Annotated in this window: 15 protein-coding genes; 6 read left to right on the forward strand and 9 right to left on the reverse strand. The window is 63.2% G+C overall.

Annotation, left to right across the window (positions count from 1 at the left end; translation table 11 throughout):
* The first annotated feature begins 160 nt into the window (after positions 1-160).
* The 3 genes from NKH02_RS32230 to NKH02_RS32240 all read left to right on the forward strand — a co-directional run bounded on the left by NKH02_RS32230 (position 161) and on the right by NKH02_RS32240 (position 2032).
* Positions 161-1135, forward strand: coding sequence for an alpha/beta fold hydrolase (locus NKH02_RS32230; protein WP_352883777.1), 975 nt, complete (start codon positions 161-163; stop codon positions 1133-1135).
* 83 nt (positions 1136-1218) lie between these two features.
* Complete coding sequence (locus NKH02_RS32235) at positions 1219-1581, forward strand: nuclear transport factor 2 family protein (protein ID WP_352883780.1); 363 nt, start codon at positions 1219-1221, stop codon at positions 1579-1581.
* Between the two features lie 136 nt (positions 1582-1717).
* Positions 1718-2032 carry a hypothetical protein gene (locus NKH02_RS32240; RefSeq protein WP_027039679.1) on the forward strand — a complete coding sequence of 105 codons (315 nt, stop codon included), beginning with the start codon at positions 1718-1720 and terminating at the stop codon, positions 2030-2032.
* 135 nt (positions 2033-2167) lie between these two features.
* Here the strand turns inward: NKH02_RS32240 and NKH02_RS32245 are convergent, their stop codons facing one another.
* The 7 genes from NKH02_RS32245 to NKH02_RS32275 form a co-directional block, all read right to left on the reverse strand.
* Positions 2168-3595, reverse strand: coding sequence for a gamma-aminobutyraldehyde dehydrogenase (locus tag NKH02_RS32245; RefSeq protein WP_352883783.1), 1428 nt, complete (start codon positions 3593-3595; stop codon positions 2168-2170).
* A 105-nt stretch (positions 3596-3700) separates the two neighbouring features.
* Positions 3701-4516, reverse strand: a complete 816-nt coding sequence (locus tag NKH02_RS32250; RefSeq protein WP_352868875.1) for an ABC transporter permease — start codon at positions 4514-4516, stop codon at positions 3701-3703.
* Positions 4506-5456 carry an ABC transporter permease gene (locus NKH02_RS32255; RefSeq protein ID WP_352883806.1) on the reverse strand — a complete coding sequence of 317 codons (951 nt, stop codon included), beginning with the start codon at positions 5454-5456 and terminating at the stop codon, positions 4506-4508. Before NKH02_RS32255 ends, NKH02_RS32250 begins: the two co-directional genes overlap by 11 nt.
* Before the next feature lie 14 nt (positions 5457-5470).
* Positions 5471-6481: an ABC transporter ATP-binding protein gene (locus NKH02_RS32260; protein ID WP_352883786.1), complete on the reverse strand. Its 1011-nt coding sequence runs from the start codon at positions 6479-6481 to the stop codon at positions 5471-5473.
* Positions 6482-6692: 211 nt separating this feature from the next.
* Positions 6693-7847 (reverse strand): ABC transporter substrate-binding protein, encoded by a 1155-nt coding sequence (locus NKH02_RS32265; protein ID WP_352883789.1) that lies wholly within the window; start codon positions 7845-7847, stop codon positions 6693-6695.
* Between the two features lie 218 nt (positions 7848-8065).
* Positions 8066-8977 (reverse strand): LysR family transcriptional regulator, encoded by a 912-nt coding sequence (locus NKH02_RS32270; RefSeq protein ID WP_352883792.1) that lies wholly within the window; start codon positions 8975-8977, stop codon positions 8066-8068.
* A gap of 69 nt (positions 8978-9046) precedes the next feature.
* Positions 9047-9823 carry a DeoR/GlpR family DNA-binding transcription regulator gene (locus tag NKH02_RS32275; RefSeq protein WP_352868889.1) on the reverse strand — a complete coding sequence of 259 codons (777 nt, stop codon included), beginning with the start codon at positions 9821-9823 and terminating at the stop codon, positions 9047-9049.
* Between the two features lie 403 nt (positions 9824-10226).
* Here NKH02_RS32275 and NKH02_RS32280 point away from each other — a divergent pair, with 403 nt between their 5' ends.
* Positions 10227-11114, forward strand: a complete 888-nt coding sequence (locus NKH02_RS32280; protein WP_352883795.1) for a phosphotransferase — start codon at positions 10227-10229, stop codon at positions 11112-11114.
* Entirely contained in the window at positions 11111-13564 is a 2454-nt protein-coding gene (locus tag NKH02_RS32285; RefSeq protein ID WP_352883798.1) for a GcvT family protein, read from the forward strand. The genes NKH02_RS32280 and NKH02_RS32285 overlap by 4 nt, the downstream gene beginning before the upstream one ends.
* On the opposite strand, the gene NKH02_RS32290 is transcribed toward NKH02_RS32285, so the two are convergent.
* Positions 13561-14193, reverse strand: a complete 633-nt coding sequence (locus NKH02_RS32290; protein ID WP_352868896.1) for a class I SAM-dependent DNA methyltransferase — start codon at positions 14191-14193, stop codon at positions 13561-13563. The two genes, NKH02_RS32285 and NKH02_RS32290, sit on opposite strands and share 4 nt — an antisense overlap.
* A gap of 102 nt (positions 14194-14295) precedes the next feature.
* Between NKH02_RS32290 and NKH02_RS32295 the strand changes: the two genes are divergently transcribed.
* Positions 14296-15198 carry a phosphotransferase gene (locus tag NKH02_RS32295; RefSeq protein ID WP_352883801.1) on the forward strand — a complete coding sequence of 301 codons (903 nt, stop codon included), beginning with the start codon at positions 14296-14298 and terminating at the stop codon, positions 15196-15198.
* A 12-nt stretch (positions 15199-15210) separates the two neighbouring features.
* Here the strand turns inward: NKH02_RS32295 and NKH02_RS32300 are convergent, their stop codons facing one another.
* Positions 15211-16134 carry a DMT family transporter gene (locus NKH02_RS32300; RefSeq protein WP_352883803.1) on the reverse strand — a complete coding sequence of 308 codons (924 nt, stop codon included), beginning with the start codon at positions 16132-16134 and terminating at the stop codon, positions 15211-15213.
* Between the last annotated feature and the right edge of the window lie 294 nt (positions 16135-16428).

A 16428-nucleotide genomic window follows, 5' to 3' on the forward strand; every position in this document is an offset into this window, starting at 1 on the left:
AACCCTCGAAATTGTCACTTCAAACGAATGCCGAAATTACTTCCTCGAGGCCGGCTATGACCGAACCTAAAATCATCCCGCTCTAAAGTTTAAACTGCCGCGATCGACGCTGTTCTGCTATGGTTGACGACCAGAAATCGTCAGGCCGGGCGGAAACCTCGTGAGGCCGATCGAGACCCGATACGCCCACAGCGGCGATGTGCGGATCGCCTATCAGGTGGTCGGCCAGGGGTCGTTCGATCTCATCTTCGTGCCGGGCTTCATTTCCAACCTCGACCTGCACTGGGAAGACGAAGGTTATACCAGGCTCCTGAGGCGGCTTTCGGCGTTCTCGCGGCTGATCCTGTTCGACAAGCGCGGCACCGGTCTGTCCGATCGAGTCGACGCCCACCACCTGCCCAGTCTCGAAACCCGGATGGACGATGTGCGCGCGGTGATGGACGCCGCCGGCAGCGGCCGTGCAGCGTTGCTCGGCGCCTCCGAAGGCGCGCCGATGGCGATGCTGTTCGCCGCCATGTATCCGGAGCGGACGCGGGCGCTGGCGCTCTATGGCGGCTATGCGCATTTCCACAAATGGGTGATGTCGCCCGAACGCCTCGATGCTTTCATCGAGATGGCGGAGACAGCCTGGGGTACCGGCGCAACTTTACCCAATTTCGCGCCGAGCCGGGTCGACGACGCGCATTTCGCCCAGTGGTGGGCACGCTTCGAACGATTGTCGGCGAGCCCGACGGCGGCGGCGGCGCTGGCGCGCATGAACGCCGGGATCGACGTGCGCGGCGTGCTGGCGGCGATCAGCGCGCCGACGCTGCTCATTCATCGCCGCAACGATGCGCGGGTCGATCCTGACGCCAGCCGCTACCTGGCCAAAAAGATCCCGAATGCGCGGCTGGTCGAGATTCCCGGGCGCGATCATCCGATCTGGACCGGCGATGTCGATCGGGTAGCCGACCTGATCGAGGAGTTCCTGACCGGTGGGCGAGCCGTGGCCGAGGTGGACCGCGTGGAGGCGGTGGCTATGGCGGCGATCGTGCGCCACTGGTCGACGATACTCAACGGCAGCCAGTTCGATCTGACGACCTTCAAGAAGCAGACCGGCGACGCGTTCGCGGCCGTCAAGGCCAAGTCGCAGTGAAGAAATCACTGCCCGGCGATGAGCGCCGGGCAGCACTTCGACCATCAACCGCCCGGTCGGAAGACGGGCCAATGGAGGATGAAATGCTGACCAAGACCCAAACGGTGAATGGCGCGGCGATCAAGAAGGCGATCGAAGGCCGTGACGGCAGGATGCTGTCGAGCTTCTACGCCGACGACGCGCTGGTGCGGGTGATCGACCGCAACAACCCGCCGAGCAAGCCGCGCGAGATTCGCGGGCGCGCGGCGATCAGCACATTCTGGGACGACATCTGCAGCCGGGCGATGACCCACAGGGTCGACACCACCATCGCCGACGGCGACAGCCTGGCCTTCACCCAGGCCTGCGCCTATCCGGACGGCACCAAGGTGTTCTGCGCCGCGATGCTGGAGCTGAAGAACGGGCTGATCGCACGGCAGACCGTCGTGCAGGCCTGGGACGAGTAGGTCAACCGCAGAGCCTGTTCATTCATCCCGATTGAAGCGGGATAGCTCTGTTTCCGTGCTGGGGCATGATCTTTTCCGAAAGCCGGTTTCCTTTTTTCGGGATCATGCTCTGGCCGCAACCCTGGAGGAGAAGACAATGTTCAGCGCCAGATGGCAGATCGACGCCAAGTTCGGGCACAAGCAGACCGTGCTCGACCTGTTGAAGAAATGGGAACGCGAGATCGGCTCGCAGGTCGGCCTCGCCGAGCTGGAATTCCAGATCATGACCGGTTCGATCGGCGCCCGGGAAGCGACGGTCGAGTCGCACCACCAGGTCGAGAGCCTGGCCCAGTTGGAGGCGTTCTTCGCCAAGATCGGCAAGATCGACGCGCACGCCAAATGGGGCAAGGAGATCGAGCCCTACGTCGTGTCGGGCACCAGCCTGTGGAACATCTACCGAATCGTGGAGTAGCGGTCTTCGCCCCGTTTACGGGGAGAAGATGCCGGCAGGCAGATGAGGGGCAGAGCCAGCTTTGGAAGCGTCGCGCCGCCCCTCATCCGTCACTTCGTGCCACCTTCTCCCCGTAAACGGGGAGAAGGGAAGGCGCTAGCTATGCGCAACCATCACGTGGCGGACGGCGGTGTAATCCTCCAGCGCGTAGAGCGACATGTCCTTGCCGTAGCCGGACTGTTTCAGTCCGCCATGCGGCATCTCGTTGGTCAGCATGAAATGGGTGTTGATCCAGGTGCAGCCGTACTGGAGACGTGCGGCAGTCGCCATGGCGCGCGACACGTCCTTGGTCCACACAGACGACGCTAGGCCGTAGTCGCTGTCATTGGCCCAGTTCACCGCCTCGTCGACTTCCGAAAAACGGGTGATCGAGACGACTGGCCCGAACACCTCGCGCCGCACGATCTCGTCTTCCTGCAGGGCGCCGGCGACCACGGTCGGCTGGTAATAGAAACCAGAGCCCTCGCCCGGTTTGCCACCGGTGGTGATCTCGATGTGCTTCAGTTCCGAGGCGCGCTCGACGAAGCTCGAGACACGGTCACGCTGGCGGCGCGAGATCAGCGGCCCGATCTCGTTTTCGGTGTCGTCTGGACGGTTGTACTTGATGGTCGAGACAGCCGACGAGAGATCGGCGACGAGCTTGTCGTAGATCTTCTTGCCGGCATAGATGCGGCAGGCGGCGGTGCAGTCCTGGCCGGCATTGTAGTAGCCGAAGGCACGCAAGCCGTTGACCACCGAGCGGAGGTCGGCGTCGTCGAAGACGATGACCGGAGCCTTGCCGCCGAGCTCGAGATGCGTGCGCTTGACCGACTTGGCGGCCGCCTGCAGTACCTTCTTGCCGGTGGCGACATCGCCGGTGATCGAGATCATGTTGACCTTCGGATGGTTGATCAGCGTGTTGCCGACGCTGTCGCCGCGGCCGAGCACGACATTGACGACGCCTTCGGGCAGGATTTCGGCAAGTATCTTCGCCAGCTTCAGCGCGGTCAGCGGTGTCTGCTCGGACGGCTTGAAGACGACGGTGTTGCCGCCGGCGATGGCCGGCGCCAGCTTCCAGGCCATCATCATCAGCGGGTAGTTCCACGGCGCGATGGAAGCGACGATGCCGATGGCGTCACGGCGGACCATCGATGTGTGGCCGGGAATGTATTCGCCGGCAACGACGCCTGGCATCGAGCGCACGGCGCCGGCAAAGAAGCGGTAGCAGTCGACGATGGCCGGAATCTCATCATTGAGCACGGCGTTGATCGGCTTGCCGCAGTTGAGCGCCTCAAGCGTGGCGAACTCCTTGGAGTTAGCCTCGATGCGGTCGGCGATCTTCAGCAAATAGCCCGAGCGCTGCGCCGGCGTGGTGCGCGACCACAGGACGAACGCCTTTTCGGCCGCCAGCACCGCCGCCTCGATCTGCGCCTGGCTGGCTTCGGGCAAGTTGAGGATGTTCGCCCCGGTCTTCGGATTGAGGATCGGTTCCTCGGTTTCGGTGCCCTTCTCGAATTTCGAGCCGATCAGCATCTGGGTGTCCATAAGGTTTCTCCCTTAACAGGAGCGAGTAGCGAGTAGCGACTAGCGAGTAGGGTTTGACCGTCGAAATTCCCTATTCGCTATTCGCTACTCCCTATTCGCTGTTTTTCATTTCCCACTTCCAGCGATCTGGTCGCCGTCGCGGGTGAGGTAATAGGCGGCAAGGATCGGCAGCAGCGTCACCAGCACCACGACCATGGCGACGACATTGGTGACCGGGCGCTGGCGCGGACGGATCAGCTCTTCCAGCATCCAGATCGGCAGCGTCTGCTGCTGGCCGGCGGTGAAGGTGGTGACGATGACCTCATCGAAGGACAAAGCGAAGGCCAGCATGCCGCCGGCCAGCAGCGCGGTGGCGATGTTGGGCAGCACGACATGGCGGAAGGTCTGGAAGCCGTCGGCACCAAGATCCATCGACGCCTCGATCATCGAGCCTGATGTGCGGCGAAAGCGGGCGACCGCATTGTTGTAGACGACAACGACGCAGAAGGTGGCGTGGCCGAGCACGATCGTCCAGAACGAAAACGGGATGTCGGCCAGCGAAAAGGCCGAGCGCAGCGCGATGCCGGTGATGATACCGGGCAGCGCGATCGGCAGGATGACCAGCAGCGAGATGGTTTCGCGGCCGAAGAATTTTGTCCGCGACACCGCCGCCGAACAGAGCGTGCCGAGGATCAGCGCAATCGCCGTCGAGATCACGGCAACCCTGACCGACAGTGACAGCGCCTGCCAGACATCGGGCCGGTTCCAGGTGACGGCGAACCATTGCGTCGTCAGCCCCGGCGGCGGCCAGACGAAACTCTTCTCTTCGGTGGTGAAGGCATAGACGAAGATCAGCAGGATCGGCAAATGCAGGAACAGCAACCCGCAGGCAGCGGCGATCTTCAGGCCGAGCGGAGCGGATTGGCCGCGATCAGAGCGCATCGAAGGCTCCCATGCGCTTGGCGCCCCAGAGATAGAATCCCATGATGACGATCGGCACCACGGTGAAGGCGGCGGCGAGCGGGATGTTGCCGGCGGTGCCTTGCTGCGAATAGACCGCCTGGCCGATGAACAGCCGCGAGGTGCCGATGATCTGCGGAATGATGTAGTCGCCTAATGTCAGCGAGAAGGTGAAGATCGATCCAGCGACGATACCCGGCAACGCCAGCGGGAACAGCACGTTGCGGAAGGTCTGTCCCGGCGAAGCCCCCAAATCGGACGAGGCCTCGACCAGATTGCCGGGCACCCGCTCGAGCGCCGCCTGAACGGGGAGGATCATGAAAGGCAGCCAGACATAGACGAAGACGATGAAGGTGCCGGTGAACGACACCGACAGCGAATTGCCGCCGATGACCGGCAGCGACAGCCAGGCGTCGAGCACCCACGACAGCTGCAGTTTGGCGAGCAGCCAGGTCAGGATGCCCTCCTTGGCCAGAATCAGCTTCCAGGCGTAGATCTTGACCAGGTAGCTCGACCACAGCGGCAGCATGATGCCGAGATAGAACAGCGCCTTCCAGCGGCCGCGCGCATAGCGCGCCGCGTAATAAGCGATCGGGAAAGCGATGACGGCGGAGGCCAGCGTGACCAGAGCCGCCATCGTCACCGTGCGCAGGATGATGTCGAGATTGGCGGCCTGGAACAGGTCGCCATAGGTCTTCAAGGTGAACTGGCGGTTGATCAGGCCGGAAAACTCGTCAATGGAGAAAAAGCTCTGCGCCAGCAGCGCGAATAGCGAGCCGATATAGACGATGCCGAGCCACAGCACGGGCGGCAGCAGCATGAGCAGCAGCAGGACCTTCGGCTTGCGCCAGAAAAGGTCCGACAACGCGCCGCGCAAGCCGCCGCTGCCCGGCAGGATGGCGGGTGCCGTTGCACGCGGCATGGCGGCGTCGAGTCTCATGCCGGCTCGTCCATCAGATGCAGATGCTCGCGGTTGAAGGTGAGCACGACCGCCTCGCCTTCCCTCGGCAAAGCCGTGCCGGCCGGCACGATGGCGTGCAGCCGCAGCCCGTCGGCGTCGAGCGCCAGCTTCGTCGTGGCGCCGAGATAATTGGTCGAGACGAGGCGGGCGGGCACGCCTTCGCCACCTATGACCCCGCTGGCCGCTCGTCCGACGCGAATGGATTCAGGGCGCAGGCTGCCCCAGCGATGCTGGCCGGAATAGCGCTGGACGAAATCCGGGGGCAGTACATTCGATGAGCCGACGAAATCGGCGACGAAGCGGGTCTTCGGCCGCTGGTAGATATCTTCCGGCGTGCCGATCTGCATGATCTTGCCATCGTTGAAGACGGCGACGCGGTCGGCCATCGACAGCGCCTCGCCCTGGTCGTGCGTGACGAAGACGAAGGTGATGCCAAGGGCCTTCTGCAGCAACTTCAGCTCCTCTTGCATATTCTCGCGCAATTTGAGGTCGAGCGCGCCAAGCGGCTCGTCGAGCAGCAGCACCTTGGGCTGGTTGACCAGCGCGCGGGCGAGCGCGACGCGCTGGCGCTGGCCGCCGGAAAGCTGGCCGGGGCGGCGGGCGCCATAGCCGGGCAGCCGCACCAGCGCCAGCGCCTCTTCCGCAGCCTTGTGCCGTTCAGCCTTGCCGGCGCCTTTGACCATCAGCCCGTAGGCGACGTTGTCGAGCACGTTCAGATGCGGGAACAGCGCATAGTCCTGGAACACGGTGTTGACGTTGCGGCGATAGGGCGGGACGCCCTCGGCGCGTTCGCCGAAGATCGAGATCGAGCCCGATGTCGGCTGCTCGAAGCCGGCGATGAGGCGCAGACAGGTGGTCTTGCCGGAACCGGACGGCCCAAGCATGGCGAAGAACTCGCCTGGCGCGATGTCGAGATCGACCGCGTCGACGGCGCGAACGCTGCCGAAATGGCGCGAGGCTTTCTGGAAGGAGACGGCGGAGGTCATGGGCTGTCAGTCTGTTGCCGGTTCAGTTCTGTCGATCACCCTCGCCTGCAAATCATGGCAGCGGATGGCGAATTTCGCGCGCCACTACACCTCCCCCTCGATGGGGGAGGCCGAGGGTTGAGGGTGGCCTCATAGGCAAAATCGTGTCCGCGCGACCCCCCACCCCGCCGCTGCGCGTCGACCCTCCCCACAAGGGGGAGGGTAAGGGCGCTTACCGCCCGCCGATGACGCCGATATAATCCGACACCCAGCGGTAGTAGGGCACGCACTTGTCGTTCTGGGTGGCGCATTTCGACACCGGCGTCTTCCAGAACTTGATCTTCTCGAAATTCTCGTAGCCGTTGGTCTTGCAGCCTTCGTCGGTCAAAAGCTCATTGCCCTTACAGGCGGCGGGCACGACGGGCAGCGAACCGAACCAGGCCGAGACATCGCCCTGCACCTTCGGCGACAGCGAGTGTTCCATCCACATATAGGCGCAGTTGGGATTGGCCGAGTCGGCTTCCATCATCGTGGTGTCGGCCCAACCGGTCGCGCCCTCCTCCGGAATGGTCGAAGCGACCGGCTTCTTGGCGGCGACCAGCGTGTTGACCTGATACGGCCACGAACCGGAAGCGACGACGCCTTCGTTCTGGAAATCGTCGACCTGGATGGCGGCATCATGCCAGTAGCGGCCGACGAGGGTGCGCTGGACGCGCAGCAGGTCGAGCGCTGCCTTGTACTGGTCCTCGTTCAGTTCATAAGGATCCTTGATGCCGAGTTCCGGCTTGTGGAACATCAGATAGTTGGCGGCATCCGCGATGTGGATCGGCCCGTCATAGGCCTGCACGCGCCCCTTGTTGGATTTGCCGTCCGGCAGCTTCATCTCTTCGAACACGACGTTCCAGCTCTTGGGAGCCTCCTTGAACACGTCGGTGTTGTACATCAGGACGTTTGGTCCCCACTGGTAGGGAACGCCATAGTGGACGCCACCGACGGTGAACCACGGCGCGTCCTTGAGGCGCTCGTCGACAGTCTTCCAGCTTGGGATAAGATCGGTGTTGATCGGCTGCACCCGCTTGCCGGCAACGAGGCGCAGCGAGGCATCGCCCGAAGCGGTGACGAGGTCGAAACCACCCTCGTTCATCAGCGAGACCATCTCGTCTGACGTGTTTGCCGTCTTGACGTTTACCTTGCAGCCGGTCTCCTCCTCGAAGGAGGTCACCCAGTCATAGCCCTTGTCGGTTTCGCCGCGCTCGATGTAGCCCGGCCAGGCCACGATGTTGACCTGGCCTTCGCCCTTGCCAAGTTCCTTGACCTGGGCGACGGCCTGGCCGGAGAAGGTCAGCGCGACCGTCAAGGCAGTACATGACTTGAGGAATGAATTCATCGTCGATCTCCCATTTTGGCGCCTGACTGCGAAAGCCGGTTTCGGTCTTCGCTAGGGGTCACGCGCGGACTGAAAAAGTCAGTTCGTCCGTTGGGCTTGATGCCGCTCTGATGGCGGCTTTGGTCCCTGAACGGAAAGTGCTTGGAAAATTCCGGTTTCGCAAATTCATTTATCAGAAGGTCGATATCGGTTTTTCCGATAGGTCGGCGGCCGACCTCTCAGACACGCTGACGGACCGTCCGTTGCGACTGTGCAAGGCCGATGAAATCGCGCGCCGCCTGCGGCAGGCCGGAGCCGCGCCGCCAGACCATGCCGACCTGCACCACGGGCAAGGAGCCCGAAATGTCACGCGATTCGATGCGGTCGCCTTCCAGCGACCAGGGCCGGTAGACGAGGTCGGGCAACAGCGCCACGCCGGCGCCGGTCGCGACCAGACTGCGCACGGCTTCCACGGAACGGGTGCGGAAGGCGACATGCGGCTTGGCGCCGATTGCCGTCAGCAGCTTGCCGGTGTTTTCCTCGATCTCGTCGACGGTCAGCATGATCAGCGTTTCGGAGGCAATGTCGCCAATGCTGATGATGTCGGCGCTGGCGAGCGGATGACCGAGCGGCAGCCACAGCCGATAGGCCGAGACTTCGAGGATTTCCGACTGCAGCGCGGTGCGGTCGCGCAAATTGGAGGTGACCATGACGGCAATGTCGAGCTTGCCGCCGATCAAGAGATGCTCGAGATAATCGCCATTATCCTCGATGGCCGAGACCTCGACGCCGGGATAGGCGCGGCGGTAGCGGGCGAGCAGATCCGACAGCACATAACCGGCGACCAGCGAGGTGACGCCCAGCTGCAGCCGCCCGCCCACCACCGCCTGTTCGCCTGAGAAAGAACGGCGTGCGTCGGAGACGTCGGCGAGGATCTTGGTGGCATGGCGCAGGAACTGATGGCCCTTATGGGTGATGTTGAGGCCGCGCGGATGGCGTTCGAACAATTCGACACCGAGATCGCTTTCGAGTTCCTTGATCGCCTCGGTGACCGAAGATTGCGAGATCGAGAGGTTCTGCGCGGCACCCGACACCGTGCCTTGCTCGGCCACGGCGATGAAGAACTGCAACTGGCGAATGGTGAAAGCCATGGCCGGACTAAACACGGCGGAGGCGGCGGTGGGAAGTGCCGGCCAAATCGTCGGCATAAGTTGGCTGGATCAGAACCCGCTCTCCGCGCCGACGATGCTGAGCCGCGCGCCGGCCTGCGCCAGGGCCGCGGCTATATCGCGCGGCGGCGAGCGGTCGGTGGCGATCTCGGAAAAACTGTCGAAGCCGCAAACCTGGACCAGACCAAGGCGGCCGAACTTCGAGTGATCGGTGATGACGAGCGAACGCTGGCCGCGCGATAGTACCATGCGCGCGAATTCGGCCTCTTCCAGATCATAGTCCATGACCCCCATCACCGCATCGACGGCACCGGTGGAGATGATGGCGTGGCTGACCGAGAAGCGGCTGACGAAGTCGATAGCCGAGGCACCGAAGGCAGCGCCGGAATCGCTGCGCAATTCGCCGCCGGCCATATAAACCTTATTGCCGTTGATGGTGGCCAGCGTGCGCGCGATATCCGATGAGTTGGTGACGACCGTCAGGCGCCGATGGCCGAGCAGCTCGCGGGCCAGAAACGAGGTTGTCGTGCCGGTGTCGAGCATGATCGATTCGCCGTCGCGGATGGTGCCAGCGACCATGCGGGCAATGACGCGCTTGGCATCGGCATTCTCACGCATGCGCCGCTCGAACGGCGCTTCGCCTACCATCGACGGCAGGCCGATCGCGCCATGCATCTTGAGGACGGAGCCGTCGCCGGTGAGCGGCTTGACGTCGCGGCGCACGGTCTCGAGCGACACGCCCAGCCGGTCGGCCAGGCTGGCGATGGTGACGGTGCCTTCTTCCTGCAGCAGCCGCAGGATCTCGCCGTGGCGTTTGGATTGAGCCATTTGGTTCCCCGAACTGAGACTTTGACCGATTCTAAGGTAATTCAAGCGCTTTTAAAGGAGGTACCTTATGGTTTCGGGCAAAATACCCAAAAAAGGTCACATCTTTTTCTTGACAACCGAGCAACCCTGGCGTGAAATCAAGACAGGGTTCGGAGCTGCAACGGGAGGGTGATGGCAGAGCCGCAACTCACGCATCAGGCCGTTTGCAACGTGCCAGGCGCAACGAATTTTCAGATCCGCGGGGGCGGATGCCGGGGCTCAAAAACCTGGCCAGGGGCTCGTCGGTGCGGTGCGGGATACCGATCCTGGCATCCCGCACCGACGAGATTTTTTGCGTTTCTCCCCGCCGTCGTTGAGCTGGCCATGGCACCTTATCGAACCCCAGCAAACCAGGGATCATTCCGTGACCGCCGAAGAACGCATCCGCGCCCTGTCCTGCTGGACCGGCGGCATCGAAATCGCACCACTGCCCGGCGGTCTGAGCAACGCCAACTATGTGGTCACGGACGCGGCCGGCAAACATGTCGTGCGCTTCGGCAGGGACTATCCGTTCCACCATGTCTTTCGCGAGCGCGAGGTGATGACCGCGCGGGCGGCCCATGCCGCCGGTTTCGCACCGGCCGTCATCCATGCCGAGCTGGGCATCCTTGTGACGGAGTTTGTCGACGCCAAAACCTTTCAGGCGGAAGATGTGCGCACCAATCTTGGTCGTATCGCGGCGCTGATGCGCGCCTTCCATCGCGAGATGCCCAATCACGTCTCAGGTGCCGGCTTCATGTTCTGGGTGTTCCATGTCATCCGCGACTATGCGCGCACGCTTGAAGAAGGCGGCAGCCGCAAGCGCAGCGACTTGCCGCGCCTGCTGACCTTGGCAGACGAACTGGAGCGCGCGCAGAAATTGTTGCCGATCGTCTTTGGCCACAACGATCTGTTGCCGGCCAACATTCTCGACGATGGCAACAGGCTGTGGCTGATCGACTTCGAATATGCCGGCTTCAACACGGCGATGTTCGACCTCGCCGGCGTGGCCTCCAACGCCGGCATGAGCGACGAGGAATCCTTCGCCTTCCTGACCGCGTATTTCATGAAGGAACCGGACGAGGCGATCCGCCGCTCGCACGCGGCCATGCAATGCGCCTCGCTGCTGCGCGAGGCGATGTGGAGCATGGTGTCCGAGCTCTATCTCGACGCGCCCGGGATCGACTACGTCGCCTACACCGAGGAAAACCTGACGCGGCTCGACGCCGCGCTGGAAAACTACAGAACGAAGTACGGGACACCGAAATCATGACATTGCCCAGCCAGGCCGCCATCGTCGTCATCGGCGGCGGCATCATCGGCTGTTCGACAGCCTATCACCTGGCGCGCGACCACAAGGCCGACGTGGTGCTGCTGGAGCAGGGCAAGCTGACCTCGGGCTCGACCTGGCACGCGGCCGGCCTGGTCGGGCAGCTGCGCTCGTCGGCCTCGATCACCCGCGTGCTGAAATACTCCGTCGACCTCTACAAGGGACTTGAGGCCGAGACCGGCCTTGCCACCGGCTGGAAGATGACCGGGTGCCTCAGGCTCGCCACCAATGCCGACCGCTGGATCGAATACAAAAGGCTGGCGACGACGGCGAAAAGCTTCGGCATGGACATGCAACTGCTGTCGGCGGCGGAGGTCAAGGCCATGTGGCCGCTCATGGAAACCGGCGATCTTGTCGGCGCTTCCTGGCTGCCGACCGACGGCCAGGCGAGCCCATCCGATATCACGCAGTCGCTGGCCAAGGGCGCGCGCATGCATGGCGCGAAACTGTTCGAGGATGTCCGCGTCACCGGCTTCGAGATGAAGGACGGCCGCATCACGGTGGTGAAGACCAGCAAGGGCGACATCGCCTGCGACAAGGTGGTCAACTGCGCCGGGCAATGGGCGCGGCAGGTCGGCGCGATGGCCGGCATCAACGTGCCGCTGCAGCCGGTGAAGCACCAATACATCATCACCGAGAAGATCGACGGCCTGGCGACCGACGCGCCGACCATCCGTGACCCGGACCGGCGCACCTATTTCAAGGAGGAGGTCGGCGGACTGGTGATGGGCGGCTATGAGCCGAACCCGCAGGCTTGGACGACCGATCTCCCCGGAGGCGATGTGCCTGACGATTGGGAGTTCCGGCTGTTCGACGACGACTACGACCATTTCGAACAGCACATGATGCAAGCGATCACGCGTGTGCCGGCGCTGGAAACCGTCGGCGTCAAGCAGATGATCAACGGCCCGGAGAGTTTTACGCCTGACGGCAATTTCATCCTGGGCACAGCGCCCGAATGCGCCAACATGTTCGTGGGCGCCGGCTTCAATGCCTTCGGCATAGCGTCGGGCGGCGGCGCCGGCTGGGTGCTGGCGCAGTGGGTGGTCGATGGCGAGGCGCCGCTCGACCTGTGGGTGGTCGACATCAGGCGCTTTTCCAATCTGCACCGTGATCGGCAGTGGGTCCGCGACCGCACGCTGGAGGCCTATGGCAAGCACTATACGATCGGCTTTCCACATGAGGAGTACCTCAGCGGGCGGCCCCGTATCGTCTCGCCGCTTTACGAGAGGCTGAAACAGCAGCGCGCCGTATTCGGCTCGAAGCTCGGCTGGGAGCGGCCGAACTGGTTCGCACCGCAAGGCGTCGAGCCGCAGGACATCTATTCGATGGGCCGGCAGAACTGGTTCGCGGCGGTCGGCGACGAGCACCGGCACGTGCGCGAAAAGGTCGGCATCTTCGATCAATCGTCCTTTGCCAAATATGAGCTGAGCGGGCCCGACGCGCTGAAGGCGCTGGACTGGATCTGCGCCAACGACGTCAGCAAGCCGGTCGGCCGGCTGACCTACACGCAGCTTCTCAACACACGCGGCGGCATCGAGGCCGACCTGACGGTGGCGCGGCTGGCCGAGGAGAAGTTCTACATCGTCACCGGCACAGGCTTCCGCACGCATGATCTGTCATGGATCAGCGATCATATCGGCGAAGGGCTCAATGCCACGCTTATCGATGTCACCGAGGATTTCGGCACACTGTCGCTGATGGGACCACGCGCACGAGATGTGCTGGCTGGCGTGACCGATGCAGACGTGTCGAACGCAAGCTTCCCGTTCGGCCATGTGCGCGAGATTGCCATCGCCGGCCACACAATTCGGGCACTGCGCGTCACCTATGTCGGCGAACTCGGCTGGGAACTGCATGTGCCGATCGCGGCCACCGGCGAAGTGTTCGACGCGTTGATGGCAGCTGGCAAGGCGCATGATATCCGCCCGGTCGGCTACCGCGCGTTGGAATCGCTGCGGCTGGAAAAAGGCTATCGCGCCTGGGGCTCCGATATCACGCCCAACGACACGCCGCAGGAAGCCGGCCTCGGCTGGGCGGTCAAGCTGCGCAAGAACACGGATTTCGTCGGACGGCAGGCGCTCGAGACGGCCAGCGGCATGGCACTTAAGAAACGCTTTGCCGGCTTCACGGTCGATGATCCGGAGATCGTGCTGCTTGGTCGCGAGACCATCCTGCGAAATGGCGAGCCGGTCGGCTATCTCACCAGTGGCGGTTATGGCTACACGGTGGGCAGGAACATCGGCTACGGCTATGTGCGCAACGCCGATGGCGTCAGCGACGATTTTCTCGCCTCGGGCGACTACGAACTGGTGGTCGCGATGGAACGAACACCGGCGAAAATCCATCTCGAGCCGATGTATGATCCGGCAGCGGAGAGAGTGAAGGCCTAATTTACGCGCAAAGCGAGACCGCGGCTGGGCACGGTGTCGGCCTCGCCCGGCATCGAAACATAAGGCCGCGTTTCCTCGACGCGGCTGACGAGGCCTTGCGTCTCGAGTTCGGCGATGCGCGCTGCAAAGCCCTGATCCCATAGCGTGTTCTTGACCGTCAGCACAATGATGCCACCCGGCCGGCAGATGCGGATCAGTTCGTTCAACCCCTCGATGCCGACATGGCCGGAGGTGAAGACGCCGGCCGAGATGATCCCGGCATAGGCGCCGTCGGCAAAGGGCAGATGACCGCCGAGAGCCAGGCAATGAAGCGCCGAGTAGACGCCCTTTCGCGCGGCTTGGGCCAGCATCCCTTCCGAGATGTCCAGTGCCTCGACCTGGGGATAGCCGGCAATGTTCAACCATTCGCCGATGAGCCCGGTGCCGGCCCCGGCGTCGAGCAGCGGGGCTGAACCGCGCGGCAGATGGCGGGCCAGCAGCGCGAGGCAGATGGTCGGATGGCGATAGCCGGCGGCCGACATGTCGGCGTCATAGGTCTGCGACCAACGGTCGTAGAGCGCCGCGACTTCTTCCGGCCGCTTGGCCGCGTAGGCCTCGGCAAGCGCGCCCTGATGTTTGCTGTCCGCCACTCTTGTCCTGTCCGCCATTCCTTGGCCCTTTTACGGATGATAGCCAAAGCACGAAAATTGTGGAACCGTCGCTGCGACAAATAACAGCGTGGGGACGCAGGCATGGTGACAGACGAAGTGCGTGCGACACTGGCCGCCATTCCCATGCTGGCCGGCTACACCGGGCCAATTGAACGGCTCGGCGGTCTCACCAATCTGGTGTTCAGGGCCGGCGACTTCTGCCTGCGCATCCCCGGCAAAGGCACCGAGGAATACATCAACCGTGCCAATGAAGCGGTAGCGGCGCGCGAGGCGGCAAAGGCAGGGGTCAGTCCGCAGGTGCTGCATGTGGACCCGGGCACCGGCGTGATGGTGACGCGCTTCATCGCCGGCGCCGAAACCATGTCGCCGGAGAAATTCAGGCTTCGGCCGGGCAGTCCGGCCCGTGCGGGCGAGGCCCTCCGCAAGCTGCACGGTTCCGGTGCAGTGTTTCCCTTCCGCTTCGAATTGTTTGCGATGATCGACGATTATCTCAAGGTGCTGTCGACCAAGGATGTCGCCCTGCCCGCCGGCTACCATGACGTGGTGCGCGAGGCCGAGACCGTGCGGTCGGCGCTCGCCGCCCATCCGCTGCCGCTCGTCGCCTGCCACTGTGACCCGCTGTGCGAGAACTTCCTCGACACCGGCGAGCGGATGTGGATCGTCGACTGGGAATATTCGGGCATGAACGACCCGCTCTGGGACCTTGGCGACCTCAGCGTGGAAGGCAAATTCGACACGGCGCAGGATGAAGAGATGATGCGCGCCTATTTCGGCGGCGAGGCCAGGCCTGCGGAGGGCGGTCGCATCGTGATCTACAAGGCGATGTGCGATCTGTTGTGGACTCTATGGGGGCTGATCCAGCTTGCCAACAACAATCCGGTCGATGATTTCCGCGCCTATGCCGATGGTCGGTTCGCGCGCTGCAAGGCACTGATGGAGACCCCCGAATTTTCAAGGCATCTGGCGGCCATACGTCAGGGCTGAGCCTGGACTAAATTAGTTCACGCCCTTCGGCACGTTTTCCGGCGGCACCGTGGTCTCGACCACTTTCTGGCGGTGGAAGATGAACAGGCCGGCGAGAACGACGATGCCCGAGCCGATCAGGATGCGCGGGCCCGGAATGTCGCCGAAGAACACCAGCCCGAAGACGACCGCCCACAGGAGCAGCGTGTAGTGCAGCGGCGCCAGTGTCGAGGCCGGAGCCAGCTTGAGCGCCCTGGTGATCATCAGATGCGCGCCGCAGGAGACAATGCCGAGCAGCAGCATGGCGCCGAAATCGAGCGCTGATGGCGTCTGCCAGGCGCCGATGGTCAGCACACCGCCGACCAACAGCGTGCCGATGGTCTGCCATGTCACCAGATTGGTGTCGCTGGTGCCGCGCAGCCGGCGATTGAGGATGATGGCGAAGGCGAAGGAGATGCTGCCCACCAGCGCGAAGCCCGATGACAGCGAGAACGCCGCCGAGGACGGTTTCAGCATGATCAGCACACCGCAGAAGCCGAGCAGGATCGCCATCCAGCGGCGCCAGCCGACCTTTTCACCAAGCAGGAGGTGCGAGAGCGCCGCGACGTAGATCGGCCCGGCCATGTAGAAACTCATCACATCCGCGAGCGGCAGATAGACGACGGCGGCATAGAAGAGCGCGGTGTCGAGCGTTGTCATGACGACGCGCAGCAGCTGCAGCTCCAGGCGCTCCAGGCGGAACAGCTTGGCCGTGCCTTGATGGGCGATCATCGGGCCTAGCACGAAGAAGGCGCCGATGGACCGGATCAGCACCACCTGACCGACGGAGAAGCTGGCGACGAGCCACTTGCCCATTGCGTCGTTCAGCGCAAACAGGAAGTCGCCAGCCAGCATCAGCAGAATGCCGGCCAAAAGCACGTTCCTGACTGTGGAATTCTGCGCCACGGGCTGCGTCATGCCGATCCCGATTCCTCCCCATGCAAGCCGCGTCGTAGACGGAAGCGGCGGCTTTGACGAGGAGAATTCGGGCAATCGGTAAGACCAGCGCCGGGAATCGGCTGTATCTAGAGCAATTCCAGGAAAAGTGTGAAACGGTTCTCTGTCCGGAATTGCGTCAAAACAAAGAGCTAGGAGTGGTTCGCCGTTTCCGCGAAACGGTGACCCGCTCTAGGGCCTGTTGAGATTCATCTGGAGTTTATCACGGCGGCGGCGAGATGGATGATGGCGTTGAAGCTCTGGTCGGTTTTGTCG

It is taken from the genome of Mesorhizobium sp. M1396 (assembly GCF_040317725.1).
Classification (GTDB): domain Bacteria; phylum Pseudomonadota; class Alphaproteobacteria; order Rhizobiales; family Rhizobiaceae; genus Mesorhizobium.